Annotated in this window: 14 protein-coding genes; 12 read left to right on the plus strand and 2 right to left on the minus strand. The window is 39.4% G+C overall.

Annotated features, from left to right (window positions below; genetic code table 11):
• Positions 1-51 precede the first annotated feature (51 nt).
• Genes AAAY30_RS06470 through AAAY30_RS06500 form a run of 7 tightly spaced genes read left to right on the plus strand, consistent with a single transcriptional unit; the run spans position 52 to position 8,551 of the window.
• A complete protein-coding gene (locus AAAY30_RS06470) occupies positions 52-1,224 on the plus strand; it encodes a polysaccharide pyruvyl transferase family protein (protein WP_499215749.1) in 1,173 nt (390 codons plus the stop codon).
• 3 nt (positions 1,225-1,227) lie between these two features.
• Positions 1,228-2,418: a Coenzyme F420 hydrogenase/dehydrogenase, beta subunit C-terminal domain gene (locus AAAY30_RS06475; protein WP_499215748.1), complete on the plus strand. Its 1,191-nt coding sequence runs from the start codon at positions 1,228-1,230 to the stop codon at positions 2,416-2,418.
• 17 nt (positions 2,419-2,435) lie between these two features.
• Positions 2,436-3,437 carry a glycosyltransferase family 2 protein gene (locus tag AAAY30_RS06480; RefSeq protein WP_295025794.1) on the plus strand — a complete coding sequence of 334 codons (1,002 nt, stop codon included), beginning with the start codon at positions 2,436-2,438 and terminating at the stop codon, positions 3,435-3,437.
• A 5-nt stretch (positions 3,438-3,442) separates the two neighbouring features.
• A complete protein-coding gene (locus AAAY30_RS06485) occupies positions 3,443-4,810 on the plus strand; it encodes an O-antigen ligase family protein (RefSeq protein WP_295025793.1) in 1,368 nt (455 codons plus the stop codon).
• The gene (locus tag AAAY30_RS06490; protein WP_295025792.1) at positions 4,807-5,865 is read left to right on the plus strand and encodes a polysaccharide pyruvyl transferase family protein; all 1,059 of its coding nucleotides are present in this window, start codon (positions 4,807-4,809) and stop codon (positions 5,863-5,865) included. The genes AAAY30_RS06485 and AAAY30_RS06490 overlap by 4 nt, the downstream gene beginning before the upstream one ends.
• Before the next feature lie 15 nt (positions 5,866-5,880).
• Positions 5,881-7,407 (plus strand): lipopolysaccharide biosynthesis protein, encoded by a 1,527-nt coding sequence (locus AAAY30_RS06495; RefSeq protein WP_337782099.1) that lies wholly within the window; start codon positions 5,881-5,883, stop codon positions 7,405-7,407.
• A 4-nt stretch (positions 7,408-7,411) separates the two neighbouring features.
• A complete protein-coding gene (locus AAAY30_RS06500; protein WP_337782100.1) occupies positions 7,412-8,551 on the plus strand; it encodes a Coenzyme F420 hydrogenase/dehydrogenase, beta subunit C-terminal domain in 1,140 nt (379 codons plus the stop codon).
• A 79-nt stretch (positions 8,552-8,630) separates the two neighbouring features.
• On the opposite strand, the gene AAAY30_RS06505 is transcribed toward AAAY30_RS06500, so the two are convergent.
• Together AAAY30_RS06505 and AAAY30_RS06510 are read right to left on the minus strand one after the other, a co-directional pair.
• Positions 8,631-10,625, minus strand: coding sequence for a leucine-rich repeat protein (locus tag AAAY30_RS06505; RefSeq protein ID WP_449074313.1), 1,995 nt, complete (start codon positions 10,623-10,625; stop codon positions 8,631-8,633).
• Between the two features lie 14 nt (positions 10,626-10,639).
• A complete protein-coding gene (locus tag AAAY30_RS06510; protein ID WP_302704159.1) occupies positions 10,640-11,890 on the minus strand; it encodes a dockerin type I repeat-containing protein in 1,251 nt (416 codons plus the stop codon).
• A gap of 229 nt (positions 11,891-12,119) precedes the next feature.
• On the opposite strand from AAAY30_RS06510, the gene AAAY30_RS06515 reads away from it, so the two are divergent.
• From AAAY30_RS06515 to AAAY30_RS06535, 5 genes are all read left to right on the plus strand, one after another.
• Positions 12,120-12,320, plus strand: a complete 201-nt coding sequence (locus tag AAAY30_RS06515) for a hypothetical protein (RefSeq protein ID WP_301954985.1) — start codon at positions 12,120-12,122, stop codon at positions 12,318-12,320.
• A gap of 174 nt (positions 12,321-12,494) precedes the next feature.
• On the plus strand, positions 12,495-14,162 hold the full coding sequence (gene ilvB / locus AAAY30_RS06520) for a biosynthetic-type acetolactate synthase large subunit (protein ID WP_295057661.1): 1,668 nt from the start codon (positions 12,495-12,497) through the stop codon (positions 14,160-14,162).
• A gap of 147 nt (positions 14,163-14,309) precedes the next feature.
• Positions 14,310-15,323 carry a flagellin lysine-N-methylase gene (gene fliB, locus AAAY30_RS06525; RefSeq protein ID WP_186935595.1) on the plus strand — a complete coding sequence of 338 codons (1,014 nt, stop codon included), beginning with the start codon at positions 14,310-14,312 and terminating at the stop codon, positions 15,321-15,323.
• A 150-nt stretch (positions 15,324-15,473) separates the two neighbouring features.
• Positions 15,474-16,931, plus strand: coding sequence for a glutamate--tRNA ligase (gene gltX / locus AAAY30_RS06530; protein ID WP_022234303.1), 1,458 nt, complete (start codon positions 15,474-15,476; stop codon positions 16,929-16,931).
• A gap of 28 nt (positions 16,932-16,959) precedes the next feature.
• Entirely contained in the window at positions 16,960-18,651 is a 1,692-nt protein-coding gene (locus AAAY30_RS06535; protein WP_484307856.1) for a glutamine--tRNA ligase/YqeY domain fusion protein, read from the plus strand.
• The last annotated feature ends 251 nt before the right edge of the window (positions 18,652-18,902 follow it).

Genomic DNA, 18,902 nt, shown 5'->3' on the forward strand with positions numbered 1-18,902 from the left:
TAATAAAACTGAAAAAGCAATATAAGCAACATTGAAATTTGGAGTATATATATGAAAAAGAAAATCGGACTTTGCTGCTGTTACAAACAGCGCAACTACGGCAGTCAGCTGCAAAGCTATGCAACTACCGTAGAAATGAAAAACAGAGGAATTGACTGCGAGGTAATTCAGTATAAAAAGAAATTCACACTTAAATTTATGCGTGAAGCAAAAATCTGGACGCTGTTTTTCAACCGTATTCTTATCAGTGAAAGAATTTTACGCTACAAAAAGCGTTTTATTTTAATGTTCCACAAAGATGTAAAGCATCAGAACGATGTGCGCAACACAAAACTTGCGCAGTTCTCAAAGGAACGCTTTACAAATCTTTCAAAACCTTGCATAGGTCACGACGAACTTGAGGCACTCGGTGCGTCATATGACGGAGTTTTTGTAGGTTCTGACCAGCTTTGGAGTCCGGGCGGAATCAACGGCAACTTTCACAACCTTATGTTTGTTCCTGACAATGTTCCAAAGTTTTCATATGCCGCAAGTTTCGGCGTTTCTGAAATTCCAAAGGGACAGCAAAAGCTTTACAAAACATTTTTAAGCCGCTTAAACTACATAAGCGTAAGAGAAAATGCAGGTCAAAAAATCGTCAAAGAGCTTACGGGCAGAGATGCACAGGTTGTAGCCGACCCCGTAATGCTGCTCACCAGAGAACAGTGGGACGAAGAAATCAAGTTTAAGAGAATGTACGATCAGCCGTATATATTCGCATATTTTCTCGGCAAAAGCGAAGAAAACAGAGAGCAGGCAAAAAAACTTGCCGAGCTTACAGGTCTTAAAATCGTTACCGTTCACCATATGGATACCTACAACAAGGCAGATGTCGGATTTGGCGATTATGCTCCGTTTGAGGTTGGTCCGGAAGAATTCCTCAACCTTATAAGAGGCGCAGAGTATGTATGTACCGACTCTTTCCACGGCTCGGTATTCTCTATGATTTATCACAAAAAACTTATGATTTTCAAGCGCTATGCCGATTCGTCAAAGACATCAAAGAACTCAAGAATATACAGCATCTGCGAGAACCTCGGCGTTACACACAGAATGTTTGACGGCAGTAATCTTAACACAATCACAGACGAAATCGACTATGACGGCGTTGACAGCCGTATAGAAAAAATCCGCAGCGAATCCCAGGCTTACCTTGACAAAGCACTTGCATTCTATTGGGAGTAAATTATGATTAATATTGATAATAACAGCAAAAAGGACTGTTGCGGTTGTACCGCCTGTAGCAGTGTCTGCCCGAAAAGCTGCATAACAATGACAGAGGACAACGAGGGCTTCTTCTACCCTGTTGTAGATGGGAACAGCTGTATAAATTGTGGCTTATGCGAAAAAGTCTGCCCTGTAAAAAAAGAAATATCGCAGGACAGCATACAGCAAGCCTTTGTTTCACGAATCAATGACAAGGAAGTTCTTATGAACAGTTCGTCCGGCGGTGCTTTTACTGCGTTAAGCCGTTTTGCAATCAATAACGGCTACACAGTTTACGGCGGCGCATACAATGAATGTTTTGATGTTGTTCACGATAGCGCAAAAACAAATGAAGAAGCAGTAAAGTTCAGAGGCTCAAAGTATGTTCAGAGCTATATGGGCGATACATTTAAAAATATAAAAAAACAGCTTGACAAGGGTGACAAAGTTCTTTTTTCGGGTACACCCTGTCAGTGTGCCGGACTTGTGTCTTATCTCAGAAAGCCGTATGATAATCTTGTAACTGTGGATTTTGTATGTCATGCGGTTCCGTCGCCTAAAGTATGGAAATTATACCGTGATTATCTTACAAAAAAATACAAATCAAATATTAAAAGCGTAAATTTCAGAAGTAAGGTTTACGGCTACCATTGTTCTTCGATAAAAATAGATATGGAAAACGGCAAATCCCAGAAAATGGGACTTAATACCGATATGTTTCTTAAAAGTTTTTTCTTTAATGTATCGTGCCGTCCGTCCTGCTATGACTGCCACTTCAAAACAGTTGACAGAATGTGTGACATCACCGTGTTTGACTGCTGGAACATAACACGCTTTGTTCCTAACAAAAAGGACGATGACAAAGGATATTCTGCAGTTATAACACACAGTGAAAAAGGTGCAAAATTCTTTAAACAAGCGTCAACCTGTCTTGAAGTTTTTGACGCAGACCTTGACACTCTTATAAAATACGACGGAAAATATGCCGTAAAATCAATTGACTACACCCCAAAAAGAGAGGAATACTTCCGCCTTGTAAACGAGGGGCTTCCGATTGACGAAGTAACAAAGAGAGTTATTCCGATTAAAGCAAAAAATAAGCTTATGGGCAAAACAAAGGGCTTTTTACACGCAACAGGTCTTATGTCACTTGCACAAAAGCTGAAAAAATAAATGCACAGGAGTAAAGTATGAATTCACCTCTTATATCCGTAATTGTTCCGATATATAATGCAGAAAACTGCCTTGAGCGCTCAATAGAATCGCTCACCAATCAGACATACGGCAACATAGAGATTATTCTTGTAAATGACGGCAGTAAAGACAACAGTCTGAAACTCTGCAACGAACTTGCAAATAAAGATAAAAGAATTAATATTATTGATAAGCCAAACGGCGGTGTTTCGTCGGCAAGAAACTACGGACTTGACAACGCAAAAGGTAAATACACAGCATTTCTTGACGCCGACGATTATGCCTGCCCGACTATGATTGAACATATGTACAATGTAATGAGCGACAATAACGCAGATATTGTTCATATGGATTTTATCAAACAGCACAGCTCAAATGCCGACTTCACCGTAAAACATCAGCTCGGTACCGTTTCTTCGCTGACAAAAGATGAGGCGGTAAAATGGATACTGACAAATAAAGACGGCCACGGTACGGCTGTATGGACATCATTGTTTAAGACGGAAATTATAAAAAATATCCGTTTTCCCGAAGGTATGGTTATTGCCGAAGATAAATTCTTTATGTTTCTTGCTTTTCTTGAAAGCAAGAAAGTTGTCTTTGACAGCGGAAAAGAATATATTTATCTTGTGTGGGATTCTTCGGCTATACACTCAACTTACACAAAGAAAAACACTTCATCAATACTTTTGGCGCAAAAGACCTTACAAACAGTAAATGAAAAATATACTCAATATAAAGAATACGCAATAGTTAATCTGTATAAAGTTTACCTTGCAAATATGAGAGGATTTTTTGAACTTGAAAACGGAGATAATGAGATGCGGCAGCTTGCCTGTGATATGAAAAAGCTGCTGAAATCAAAAACTCCGGCTTATTTCGCTCAATACGCAAGCAAAAAAGAGGTTCTTGAGTTAAAACTTGTTAAGCTCGGACTCCCTTTCTACAAGGCATATATCAAAAGTAAAGGATTTGCAGCAAAACTGCTTAAAAGGTAAAAAATATGGACTACACAAAAAACGAAAGAATTTTATCACATCAAGTTAACAAAACCATAAATCTCGGCAGGTTACTTAACACTATATCAATCATACTGTTTATGTTGGTAATATTTGGCGGAGTAACTGTTTTGGCGCAATTCAGAAAGCCGCTGCTTATTACGGGTGCTTGCTTTTGCGGACTTTCTTTTATAGCCGCAAACACTAAATTTCGAGCACTTAATGCAGTGAGCCTTTTATGGCTGATTTCTATAGCTTATATGTTTATAGGAGCAACCCTCAGCAATTACTCGCAAGACGCCATACCCTATGTGTTGGTTTATATATGCTGCTTTGTGGCTATGATTTCCGGATTTACCAAAGAAGATTATATTTTATTTATAAAAATAGCAGAAGTCGTTTCTATAGTTTTGGCTTTCACTATTTTGCTTGAAATTATAATACAGCCTCTGTTTACAAAATATTTCAGCTTTATTTTCCCTGCCGAAACAAGAGCAAGAAGAATTGAAATGATTTTGGCCGAATTAAGCCGCGGATATTATTCGGGCTTACTCGGTGAAATAGGCGAGGCTGCATTTGCGATGAACATTCTTGTTGCAATTGAACTTTGCAAAATGTTTTCCCGCAAAAAAGCCGATAAATTCAGCATTGTTTTCCTCATTATAGGCATTGTTTCGCTTATGCTTACAGGTAAGCGTACATTGTTTGTCATTCCGTTTTTCACTACAATACTTTTCGTACTTGTAAATAAAATCAAAGGAAAATACATTAAAATTTTATTTGCAGGCTGTATAGTGTTACTTTTGTTTTATATCTTCATTATGATTATTCCGCAGGCAGGCATTATTTTTGACAGATTGTTTGATTCAAAAGGCGATGCTTTATCGGGCAGAGATGTATTGTGGAACGCTTGCAAAAGTATAAATACCCACAACCCACTGTTCGGCACCGGATTGGGTACTTTTACAAACTATGCCAACAAAATGACAGATATTCAGGTCCTTGCCGCACAGCAGGGATTTGACATATGGACTACACAGGCACACAGCATTTATTATCAATTTTACGGAGAACTCGGTGTTTTCGGTACTGTACTCGTTATAGGTACTATCGGTTACTCATTTATCAAAACAATAATGTTGAAATCAAAAACCGATGTTATGGACTCTGCACAGAAAATTATTTATCATTTCTCGCTGTATTTTCAGGCTTGGTTTTTAATATACGGTCTTACGGGTAATGTAGGACACTATACACAAGACCTTATAATTTATTTTATGAGCATAGGAATGTACCTTTACCTTAAATATACTCTTTATCCTGTAAAAAGTATATTCGACAGAGAGCAAGAACAGCAAAGGAGCAATTTATGAAAATAGCAATAACAACATTTCAGCGTGCAATTAATCACGGCGCCTCTCTTCAGATGTACGCACTTTGTAAAATGCTTGAAAAAACAGGTAATGAAGTTAAAATTATAGATTATGTTCCGGATTATCCCAATTACTCCGGCGGAATAAAACAGCAGATAGCCAATGTGCTTAACTACAGAACCGACAAAATTAAAAAGCAAAAGTATGCACAATTCAAAAAGGACTATCTTGCGAATAATATGACCAAGCCTTATACATACAATGAACTTGCAGACGCAGAAAAAGACTTTGATTTGTTCATTACAGGCAGTGACCAGCTTTGGAACTATCACTGCGGTCATTTTGACAAATATTATTTTCTCGACTTTGTATCCGATAAAAGCAAAAGATGTTCTTATGCGGTAAGTTTTAACCTTGAGTGTATTCCCGAACACGCAAAAGAGGAATATGTAAGAAGATTAAACGGAATGAACAGAATTTCCGTAAGAGAAGACGCAGGCGTAAAAGCGGTAAAAGAACTGATTGGCGTTGACTGCGAAAAGCATTGCGACCCAACATTGCTGCTCACAAAATCCGATTGGGAAAACGTGCTGCCGCCTGTAAATATAAAAGAAAAGTACATTGCAATCTATACACTCGGAAAACCGATAAATCTCATAAAACAAGCACGGGAACTTGCCAAGAAAACAGGTTGTAAGCTTTTGTATTTAAGCGATTTTTACGGAGATCTTGACATTAAGCATCTAAGAGGTTTAGGACCTATGGAGTTTGTAAGCTACCTTGCAAATGCCGAATATGTTTTTACAAATTCATTCCACGGCACAGCTTTCTCTGTAAACCTTCATAAGAACTTCTTTGCGGAAGTTAATACATTATCCCGCTACAATTACAGAGCAGAGGCTCTTTTAAAGGCTTGCGGACTTATGAAGAGAACCATGGAACAATGTAAAGATGTTTTTGAGGAGTCCAAAAAGCCGATTGATTTTAATGCGGTTGAAAATGTACTTAATCTTGAGCGTAATCGTTCGGAAAAATACTTTAATGAAATCTTGTAAACGGATGTGAAAACTTTGAATAAATCAGAAAGCAGAACCAAAAAATTTATGCACAACTCGCTGACCACTGCTTTTTATCAGGTAATCATTATGGTGGCAGGTTTTATTACGCCACGAGTAATGCTGACCTGTTACGGCAGTGAAATTAACGGTCTTGTTTCATCAATTCAACAGTTCATCAACTATTTTACACTTGTTGAAGCAGGTATTTCCGGTGCTGCCGTGTTCTCGTTATATTTGCCTCTTGCCGAAAATGACCACAAAAGAATAAACTCCATTGTTTCGGCTGCCCGTAAGTTTTACTTTCAGGCAGGTTATCTATTTGTAGCCCTTGTCGGCATATTGGCAATTGTATATCCGCTTATGGTATCGACTACGGCGCTTTCCCCTATAATGGTTGGATTACTTGTACTTTCGTTGGGCGGAAAAGGCTTTCTTGATTTTTTCACTTTATCCAAATACAGAGTTTTGCTTACCGCTGACCAGAGAACCTATGTTATTTCAATAGCGTCTTCGGTATATATCATACTTAACACTGTAATTATTGTTGTTCTTTCAACTTTTAAAGTAAATGTAGTTCTTGTTTATGCCCTTGCTATTCTTGCAATGTATGTGCGCTCATTGATTTTACAGATTTATGTAAAGCATCACTATAAATATATAAATTATAAGGAAACACCTGACAAAACCGCACTCAATAAGCGTTGGTACGCACTTTATCTGCAAATTTTAGGAACAATTCAAAAAGGTGCTCCTACTGTACTTGCCACAATGCTTACTTCTCTTAAATCCGTTTCCGTATATTCAATATACAATATGGTTATATCGGGAATTAACGGTGTATTAAGTATATTCATATCAGGTCTTTCCGCTTCTTTCGGCGATGTAATTGCAAGAGGAGAAACAAAAACTCTGCAAAAATCATACAGTGAATTTTCGTTTGCGTATTATTCGCTGATAACAGTTGCCTACTCCGTAACCGCCGTAATGATAGTACCTTTTGTACTTATCTACACAAAAGGCGTAACCGATATAAGTTACAATGTTCCTATTATAGGCTTTTTATTTGCCCTTGACGGATTGCTTTATAATATGAAAACACCGCAGGGTATGCTTGTTATTTCAGCGGGGCTTTACAAAGAAACCCGAATTCAGACAACTATTCAGGCTTTGCTTATAATTATTCCGGGTATCATTCTCGGTAATCTTTGGGGACTTACGGGTATTTTAATTGCCGCTTGTATTTCCGATATTTACAGAACAATTGACCTTATGATATTTATTCCGAAGAATGTCACACATCTTCCTGTAAGTCTTACATTAAAAAGATACATAAGAATGTTTGTTCAGCTCGGAATTATTATGCTGCCGTTCTTCTTCTTTACTCCGTCGGCATCGAACTTCTTTGTATGGGCTTTGTGGGCGTTAATAGTTTTTGTTTATGCTTGTCTGGTAGTTGCGATAACAGGATTTATATTTGAACGCAAAGTATTTATGGCGGTAATAAAAAGAATTAAAGGAATGGTAAAAAGAAAGGTCTGATTATATGATTACTCTTTTTGAAACACAAAGCGAATGCTGCGGTTGTTCTGCCTGTTCTGCCGTATGCCCTAAAAATGCAATTAATATGGCTGCCGACGAAAAAGGTTTTTTATATCCTAAAATTGACGGCAATATATGTGTAGAATGCGGAATGTGCAAAACCGTATGCCCTATTCAAAATAAATTTGAACCTGTTAAGTTTGAACAAAAAGCATATGCGTTAAAACATACAAACGAAAAAGAAAGAAAAACAAGTTCTTCCGGCGGCGCTTTTATTGAAATAGCAAAGTTGACCGTAAATAACGGCGGTTCGGTTTACGGAGCCGCTTTTGACGAAAACTTTAAGGTAAAGCATATCAGAGCCACAACAATGCAGGAACTTGAAAGGCTGAAAACTTCCAAATATCTGCAAAGTAATGTTAATTCGGTCTTTAAATCGGTAAAGCAAGACCTTGAGGCAGGCAAAGCGGTACTGTTCAGCGGAACATCCTGTCAGGTTGAAGGTCTTAGAAAATATTTAAAAAAGCCGTATTCAAATTTATTGTGCATAGATATTGTATGTCACGGCGTACCAAGCCCGAAAGTATTTGAGGATTACATTGCATATCTTGAAAAGAAATACAAGAGCAAAGTAGTTTCGGTCAATTTTAGAGGCAAAGCCATAAAGAACCGTGTGCAGGATATGCTGATTCACTTTGAAAACGGAAAAATATACAGTTCCATTGCCCCGCTCGACAGTTATTATTCATTCTTTATCAAAAATTTTGATTTGCGTGAGTGTTGTTATTCGTGTAAATTTTCCTGCCCTGACAGAACAGGCGATATTTCACTTGCCGACTTTTGGGGACTGGAAAAAAAGTACCCGCAATTTCAAGACTTTAAGGGTGTTTCTCTGACGCTTGTAAATACGGAAAAAGGTAAAGAAACTTTTGAAAAAATTAAAAATTTTTACAATTATATAGAAACTCCGCTTGACCTTGCAATGTCACAAGCGCCTTTAAAAAAGCCTTTTGACAAGCCGTCAAAAAGCGATTTATTCTGGCAGATATACCTTTCAAAAGGATACAGTGCCTGCGTAAAAAAATTGCACAGTATGCCAAAGCTAAAGTATTTCATAAAAAACACTCTTAAAAAAATCAAATAAAACAAATCCCCCGAAATCCGTATAAATGATTTCGGGGGATTTTTATGATTTCTGTTAAATGCTGGGATAAATTATCCGATTACTTATTTGTAAGTATCATCTGCAAAGCTGTAACATCTCTTGAATCAATTGTGCCGTCATCTGTTATATCCGCATAGCCAAGGTCGCTGTCAGGAATAATCGGTGCACCGCTCTCATCGGTAAAGCCTGCAATATATCTCTCCAAATGAGTTACATCGTTTACATCTACTTTGCCGTCATTGTTGATGTCGCCGAATTCTCTCTCATCAAAAATCAGCGAATAATTAATGCCGTTTGTTTTTGCGTATTCGTGAGCATATGAATTTTCGTAACATTTGATTGTTACATTATCGCAAAATTCAAACACATCATTGCCGATTGATTCAACGCTTTTCGGAATGTTAATTGATTTAAGATTTTCGCAGTTCATAAATACTGCAGAACCAATCTGTTGAATATTTCCGTTAACGGTTACTTTCTGAAGTGAAGTGCAGTTTAAAAATGCACTGTCGTCAATACCGAATTCCACGCTTTCCGGAATAACGATATTCTTAAGGCTTATACAATGTGCAAAAGCCGACTCACCGATATTTACAACATCGGGTAAAGTGATACTTTCAAGACTTTCGCAGCCGTAAAATGTTTCTTCACAAATTGTATATAAACTCTTCGGCAGTTTTACCTCTCTAAGATTTATACATTCCTCAAAAGCCATACTACCTATGTACTCTACACTGTCGGCTATATCAATGCTTGTCAGTTCCTCGTCACCGTAGAAAAGACCGTCAGCCACAACAACCGTACCGTCTTTTATAGTTTCGTTTGCCTTAAAGTCGCCCTTATATGCACAAGCTGATTTGCCGTGATATACAATACCGTCGGGCTGGCTGTTGTACCATGCTGTTTCTACAAATGCAGTCGGCGCTGTCCATACCGCAGTTTCATTATAATTTATGTCTGTAAGACTTGAACAACCGTAAAATGCCATTGCCTGCACTCCGCAGGAATCCGGGATTGTTACTGTTTTAAGTGCGGAACACCCCTCAAAAGCGGACACACCGATACTTGTAAGGCTGTCGGGCAAATTGATTTTTTTAACATATTCGTTATAAGAAAGGAAATCGTCATTAATTGCGTATGTACCATCTTTAAATGTCAATGTGCTGTCTGTAAAATCACCGATTATCTTGTATGCAAAGTCGCCTGCATAAAGCACACCGTCAGGAGCACTCTGCTCCCAAAGAGTGTATTCAAAGGCAGTTTGCGGAATTGAGTATATAGAGTCGGGAAATTTTATATTAATAAGGCTTTGACATACGAAAAACGCATTTTCGCCTATAAGCGAGCAGTTCGTAAGGTCAATATCATCGAGATTTGAACAATACACAAAGGCGCCTGCGCCAATCTGACTTACATTTTCAAGATTTATACTGTAAAGTGAGTCGCACTCACAAAAAGCACAATCGCCGATTGTTTCTGTATTTTCGGAAAGCGTTACTGAATTTAGGTTTGAACAGCCTTCAAATGCGCTTTCACCGACATAAGTAACCGACTCCGAGAGTTTTATATCTGTAAGCTGAGTACAGCCGCTGAATGTGTAATCATCAATTTCCTCTAATTTGGCAGGAATATTTACCGTTGTTAATTTTGAACAGCCGTAAAATGCAGAAGGTCCGATTTTGGTTACGCCGTCGGGCAGAGTAACCTTTTTGAGGTCAACAGAATCCTCAAAAGCACTTGAGCCGATACTCTCGACTGACTCCGGCACAACAACACTGTTTAATTTTGCTTTTTTAGATAAAGCATAGTCGCCAATGCGTACGATTTTGCGGCCGTCTATCGTCTGCGGAATTACAAGTGCGTTTGCCGAGCCTGTGTAATCCACAATGGTAGCGACATTGTCCTCTACGGTATAAACAAAGTCACCGCTTGTTATTTTTGTGACAGTGCCAATGCTTTCTTGAGCGCCTGCTGTCAGCGATACTGCGCCGAGTGAGCCTAAGGTAAGCACTGCCGACATAAAGACGGACATCGCCTTAATTGATTTTTTCATAAATTCGCCCACTTTTATTGATTTATATATTTCCACAGCTTGTCTGCCGAGGTTTTCTGATTGCCGATAAAGTCAAGGTCTGTACCTTGCAACTTATTCATACTGTCGCCGAATACAAGTCCCGTGCCAAAATCGCCGTTGTCGTTTCTTCCGCTGTACAGCACTATATAGTTACCGTTTGTATAAATAAAAGCCGAACGGTACAGTCCGCCGCCGTCCCAATTTGACGGATCGGACGACGGTTTGAGCACAACCTGCGCTTCGCTCCAATCAAAGCCGTTTGACGATGTTGAGTGGTAAAGGCTCATATGCTTGCGGTCTGATTTATTTTGGGTCGAGCAAGCAAGAAGTTCGTATTTTCCGTTAATTTTTTCAACATCAATATGCCATGTATATGTCGTTGTCGGGTAAGTTAATGCAGTCACCGCACTGTCCGACCAAACACCGTCCTTATACTCCTTGTACCAAACCTTGTAGCCGTTTACATACCACAGCTCGTAAGTCCCGTTTTCGTAAACGATTGCAGGACTTACCATATCGTATTTTTTGCGGTTATCGGTTTCATACACAGGTGTACGGCCGCTCCATTTATTGCCGTCATATGAGTAACGCATATAAAGAGCCATATAGTTTTTTTCGTAATCTGTATATCGCCAAAAAAGTTCCAAACGGTTTTTGTCGGGATTATACACAAGCTCGGAGTCGGAATTAAACCTTACCCCTGCCTTGTAATCATCTCGAATACCCTCGCAAAATTTGATTTCCGAATAATTTATAAGGTCGTTTGAACCGACAACAGTCGGATTTTCGTACTTATCGTTTCCGTTCGGATACGGTGTGTATGACAGCCAATAGCGGTATCCGTTCCATTTTTTGCCCATATCCACAACCTTTGGATGGTAAGCATTGTTCGGATACTTGCTGTCTGCTCCGCTGTATACGCTCTTAAAATTCAGCTTGCTTTTTGAATTTGACTGAAGTTTAAAATCAGGTTTTACATAAAAACTGCCGTTTATAATATTCTGCGCATAGGTAACATCGTTTACATTTATAGTGCCCGATTTATCAAAATCGGCTTTGCCGTCAATATTATCGCCGTTTGCAATGGCGTTTTGCAGGTAGGTGACATCTCGCACATCAAGAATTCCGTCACTGTTTAAATCGTATTTATTTATGTCATACGCAGACGCACTGATTGCAACAGACGAAACTGCAACAACCGCAAGCAATGCCGATACTGCTTTTTTTAACATCTTATTGTTCATTTGTTAAATACTCCTTTGTAAAATTTTGCATTAATATTTTCTCATATATTTACCATTATGTCAATATTAAACAAAATTGTTTGTGGGTGTTTTTACTAATTTTAAGCAATTTATAGTATATGATTGTTACATAAAATAACAAATTATCCCGTTTTTTCGTGAAAAACTAATTTGTTTTATTTTGTTTTGTATGATACACTTTTTTTATTATCACTTTTAAAGAGCTTTTATGTTTAAAGAAACAGACTATTATGACCGGAAAATGAATATATGGGACTGCGACAAAAAGATTGACCTTGAAAAACCTGTGCCACAGAATCTCAGATACACAAACACGATTGATACCATTATCGAATTTTATAAACCCGTGCAAAGCCTAAAGCCTATTATTTTTATCGGAATTTTAACATCAAACTTTTTGTCTTTATAAATTAATATTCATTTATAACTTTTTGCAACAAACATCTTATAATTATAAAAATATTGACTTTTTTGCTGTTATTATGTAAAATAAAAGGTAACGTATATTTAAAGAATTTAAATCTGATGGCATTTTGATATAATAGATTTGTAAGCCATATAAAGAGGATTGGAGAGAGGTTAAATGCAGCTTTCAGGTGCAGAAATTATTTGTGAGTGTTTGTTAGAGCAAGGAGTTGATACCGTATTCGGTTATCCGGGCGGTGCGGCTCTTAATACATATGACGCTCTTTATAAGTACAGCGACAAAATCAACCATGTTCTTACCGCTCACGAGCAGGGTGCGTCACACGCTGCCGACGGTTACGCAAGAGCTACAGGCAAAACAGGTGTTGTAATTACAACTTCAGGTCCGGGTGCCACTAATATTGTTACAGGTATTGCTACCGCAAATATCGACAGTATACCTGTTGTTGCAATCACAGGTAATGTTACTACCGACCAACTTGGCAGGGACAGTTTTCAGGAAGTTGATATTGTAAACATTGTAAAGCCAATCACAAAAGCAAGTTTCCTTGTAGAAAAAGTCGAAGACCTTGCTCCTACTCTCCGTAAGGCTTTTGAAATTGCCCAATCAGGCAGAAAAGGTCCTGTTTTGGTTGATGTACCAAAGGATGTTACCGCAAACAAAACCGAATTTGAGGTTGTAAAGCCTAAAGAAGTTGAAAGAGTAAGCATTAAAAATCCCGAAAAAATCAAAAAAGTTCAGGATATGATAAGAAATGCCAAACAGCCTATTATATATGCAGGCGGCGGTATTATCAGCGCAAACGCAACGGAAATTTTCAAAAAATTTGCAGAGCTTACAGATATTCCCGTTTGCTGTTCGCTTATGGGACTTGGCTGTATTCCTGCCGACCACCCGCTTTGTATGGGTAATATAGGTATGCACGGCGGCTATGAAACAGGTATGGCTACCGACAAGTGCGACCTTATTATTGCGTGCGGTGCAAGATTTTCTGACCGTGTTGCGGGCGACAGAGATAAATTCGGCGCACAGGCTGAAATTGTACAGCTTGAAATTGACGAAAAAGAAATCAATAAAAATGTTAAGGTAAGCGAGTATGTGCTCGGTGACCTTGAATATATACTTGAGGCACTCTGCGACGGTATGGAACAGCAGAATCACGCAGAATGGCTTGAAACTCTCGGCGAATGGAAACATTATCTTGATAATAAAATTCCTGCCGACGACAAGTATCCGCAGCCGAAAGAAATTCTCGGCGCACTCAATGAAATAAAGAGTGACGATGACATTGTTGCTACCGATGTAGGACAGCATCAGATGTGGGTTGCGCAGTTCAATAAAGCACAGACACCACGCACACTCCTTACTTCGGGCGGACTTGGCACAATGGGCTTTGGTATGGGCGCAGCAATCGGCGCACAAACAGCTTATCCCGACAAGCGAGTTGTACTTGTTACGGGCGACGGAAGTTTTCATATGAACTTAAACGAGCTTGTTACTATGAAATCATACGACTTGCCTGTTGTAATCCTTGTTATGAACAACACAGTTCTCGGTATGGTTCGTCAGTGGCAGAAGTTGTTTTACGGCAACCGTTTCTCACAGACCGACCCGCACCGTGCAACCGACTTTGTCGCACTTGCCAATGCCTTTGGTATTGACGGTATGAGAATTAACACAAAAGAAGATATTAAGCCTGTACTTGAAAAGGCATTTGCTCTTAATAAGCCTGTACTCGTTGATTGCAGAATCAGTCCGGACCAGAATGTACTTCCTATGATTCCTCCGGGAAAAACTGTAAATGAGATAATCACAGAGATGTAATTTTTACTCCCGACTTTAACGAAAGTTACAGTCGGGAGTTGTGCTATAAGGAGTAATAATAAAAGGTTGACCAAACTTTTATAATTATCCGATAAAACACTCTGCCAAACTATAAATAAATTGACAATTTACAACGGGGTTGTATTTATGAAAACCGCTTACCACGAATTTTACAAAGATTTTAAATGTATAGCCGACAAATGTCCCGACAGCTGCTGCAAAGAATGGGATGTTGTGGTTGACGATGACAGCTATATAAAATATAAAAACGCAGACGGGGCATTCGGAGAAAAACTAAGAAGTGTAATGACGATTGACGCTGACGGCGACAGGATTTTTACTCTTAACAACAACCGTTGCCCGTTCTGGAATAAAGATATGCTCTGCGATATTTATATAAATATGGGCGAAAACGCACTTTGCGAAACCTGCAAAAGATTTCCGAGGATAACGCTCGATTATTCGCAATTTCAGGAAAAAATACTCTCGCTTGCCTGTCCCGAAGCACTAAGATTAATGCTGAAAAACGGTGCAATGGATAAAATAATTACCGCAGACAACAGAGAAGATGCCGAGCCGTGCGATTATGATTTTTCGGTAATGCAATTGTTATTGGGTGCAAGGCAAAAAATATTTGCGGTACTGAAAAATACGGATAACGATATATTCGATTGTCTGAACGGCATATATCAAATTTGCTTAAAGGTTCAGTCCGAATTTGACGGAATCTGTTACAAATCCGCTGTGATTACAGAGGATAGTTTTATAAAAGAGTACGGTCAAACTGTAAATTTGCTGTTACAGCTTGACATAATGACCGCCGAATGGAAACATCTGCTTACGGGCGCAAGCAAATATAAGCCGAATAAAGACGATATTCTGAAATTCAGAGAATACATACGCAATTACGAATACGAGTATAAAAACCTGATTTATTACTATATTTTCAGATATTTTTTAAACTCAATAGACAGCTATGATGTTACGGAATGTTTTGATTTAACGGCACTTGCGGTTAAATCGGCATATATTTTACAGATGTATAAATTTGCCGAAAAGGGCAGCTTGACTGCTGATGACAGACACAGAATAATCGGCTTGTACTCAAAAGAAGTTGAACATTCGTATGAGAATATTGAGTTTTTGCGAGATATTAAGTAAGGCTGTATAATTTTTAACTGTCAGCGTGCATTGTCCACACACATAACTTTTATGCATCAACCAAAAAAAGCGGTTAAAAATATTGAAAAGTACCGCCATTATTGATATAATAAAGAATAAAGCTAATTTTTATAGAGAGAGGGTAAAACTATGCCTGAGCTTACAGTTCGTACAAGATATGCTCCAAGTCCTACAGGATTTATGCATGTCGGCAACCTGCGTACCGCTCTTTACGAGTACCTTGTTGCAAAATCCCAAAACGGCAAATTTATTTTGAGAATCGAAGATACCGACCGTGAAAGACTTGTTGACGGTGCGGTTGATGTTATTTATAATACTTTAAAACTTGCAGGACTTCAACACGACGAAGGTCCTGACCTCGGCGGCGACTTTGGCCCTTATGTTCAGTCAGAGAGAAAGGATATGTATCTTCCTTACGCCGAACAGCTTATAAAAGAGGGCAAGGCTTACCGTTGCTTCTGCTCAAAAGAGCGCCTTGAAAAAATCCAGAACGAAACAGTCGGCGGCGGCTATGACAGACATTGCCGTGATCTTCCGCAGGAAGAAATCGACAGACTCCTTGCCGAGGGCGTTCCTTATGTAATTCGTCAAAAAATGCCGATTGAGGGCAGTACAACCTTTACTGACGCAGTATTCGGTGAAATCACTGTTGAAAATACAGAGTTGCAGGATCAAATTCTTATTAAAACAGACGGCTACCCGACATACAACTTTGCAAATGTTATCGACGACCACACAATGGGCATTACTCATGTTGTCCGTGGCTGTGAGTACCTTAGCTCAACACCTAAGTACAATCTCCTTTACGAGGCATTCGGTTGGGAAATTCCTACTTATATTCACCTCCCGCTCATTATGGGTAAGGATGCTGACGGCAATGTATCCAAACTTTCAAAGCGTCACGGTGCAACAGGCTTTTATGATTTGATTGACGAGGGTTACTTACCGGAAGCTATCATTAACTATATTGCACTTCTCGGTTGGTGCCCGAAAGACAATCAGGAAATTTTCACTCTTAAGGAGCTTGAAAAGGCATTTGACATAAGCGGCATCAGCAAGTCACCCGCTGTATTTGACTACGATAAACTCTCTTGGTTTAACGGCGAATACATCAAGGCTATGACCCCTGAAAAATTCACCGAGGTTGCAATGCCTTACTATAAAAAGGTATTTGGCGACAAACAGATGCCATACGAAAAGTTTGCGGCAATACTCCAAAAGCGTACAACACAGCTTACACAGATTCCTGAAATGCTCGATTTCTTTGCAGAATTGCCGAGTTACACAAAGGAACTTTTCGTAAATAAAAAGAGCAAGACAAATCTTGAAAATTCACCCGTAGTTTTGAAAGAGGCTTATGACAGATTAAAGGCTATGCCTGAATGGAACGAAACTTCAATTCACGATTGCCTTATTAATATGGCTGTCGAAAAAGAGCTTAAAAACGGCACGGTAATGTGGCCTGTAAGAATTGCGGCCGCAGGCAAAACAGTTACACCGGGCGGTGCTGTTGAAATTCTTGACATTCTCGGCAGAGATGAGTCACTTGCAAGACTTGAAAAAGGTATGGCAATACTTGCAGAATAAGTAATACATCGGCAAAAGAGGGATATATATGGCAGACGAGATAAAAAACACAGAGGCTACCGAAACACCAAGCGGTAACTTTATTTATACATTCATAGAAGAAGATATTGCCGAGGGCGGCAGATTTGAGGGCAAAAAGGTACACACCCGTTTTCCTCCCGAGCCAAACGGCTACCTCCACATAGGTCACGCAAAGGCTATTTGCATTGACTTTGGCACAGCCGAGAAATTCGGCGGCATCTGCAATCTTCGTATGGACGACACAAACCCTACAAAGGAAGATGTAGAGTATGTAGACGCTATCAAAGAGGACATCAAGTGGCTCGGCTTTGACTGGGAAGACCGTTTCTACTTTGCATCGGAATACTTTGACCAAATGTACGATTACGCTGTTGAACTTATCAAAAAGGGACTTGCATATGTATGCGAACTCACACCCGAACAGATGAGAGAAAACAGAGGCGATACACAAACACCGGCAAAGAGCCCGTATCGTGACAGACCGATTGAAGAAAGCCTTGACCTTTTTGCAAGAATGAAAGCAGGCGAATTTGAGGACGGCAAAATGACGCTCCGTGCAAAAATTGACCTTGCGTCAGGCAACTTTAATATGCGTGACCCTGTTATTTACAGAATTAACCGTCTAACTCACCACCGTACAGGCGACAAGTGGTGCATCTACCCTATGTACGATTTTGCGCACCCGATTGAAGATGCTATCGAGGGTATCACTCACAGCCTTTGCTCACTTGAGTTTGAGGCTCACCGTCCGCTTTACGATTGGGTTATCAACAATATTTCCGTTCCTAACAAGCCTCGTCAGATTGAGTTTGCCCGTCTTGGCATTAACAACACAGTTATGTCAAAGCGTAAACTCCGTGAACTTGTTGAAAAGAATTATGTAAGCGGTTGGGATGACCCAAGAATGCCTACACTCTGCGGACTTAGAAGAAGAGGATATACTCCTAAGTCTATCCGTTCGTTTACGGAGCAGATCGGCGTATCAAAGGTAAATTCTATCGTTGAGTACGGTTTTCTTGAGCATTGCCTTCGTGACGATTTAAATGAGAACGCAAAGCGTGCAATGTGCGTACTCCACCCTATAAAGCTCGTTATCACAAACTATCCGGAGGGTAAGGTTGAGGAGTTTGAGGTTGAAAACAACCCGAACCGACCGGAGGACGGTACAAGAACCGTAACATTCTCAAGAGAGTGCTTTATAGAAGCTGATGACTTTATGGAAGAGCCAATCAAAAAGTATCAGCGCCTTTACCCCGGCAACGAGGTAAGACTTAAATCGACATACATTGTTAAGTGCACAGGCTGTAAAAAGGACGAGGACGGCAATGTGGTAGAGGTTTATGCCGAGTATGACCCCGAAACCAGAGGCGGCAACACACCTGACGGCAGAAAAGTAAGAGGTACAATCCATTGGGTTGACGCAAACAACTGCGCAGATGCAGAGGTAAGACTTTACGATAACCTCTTTACAGTACCCGATCCCGATACAGGCGACAGAAACTTCCTTGACTACCTTAATCCGAAGTCACTTGAAGTTCTTACAGGCTGTAAGGCAGAGAAAAACCTTGAAACCGCTGTTGCTCCGCAGAGCTTCCAGTTTATGAGAATAGGCTACTTCTGCGTAGACAATAAGGATTCTTCACCCGAACACCTTGTATTTAACCGCAGTGTGTCACTTAAAGACGGATTTAAAAAGTAATTTTTAATAAGATTATATGATAAAACACCCGATTACACTTTTGCCGTAATCGGGTGTTTTGATTCGTTAAAGTTTAAAATTCGGTTTTATAATAAAAATTCGGGAAATTATGGTTTAGCGGAGTGTCGGTCGGACATTGAAATTTAGCTAACGCTAAATTATCCTCCAAAAAACAAAAAAGTTTACTCAATTTTTTCAAAAATTGCGGGTTTGGGCAGCGCCCATAAAATCTTCCGATACAACAATTTATC

Source organism: Ruminococcoides bili (assembly GCF_040093295.1).
Classification (GTDB): Bacteria; Bacillota; Clostridia; order Oscillospirales; family Acutalibacteraceae; genus Ruminococcoides; species Ruminococcoides intestinale_A.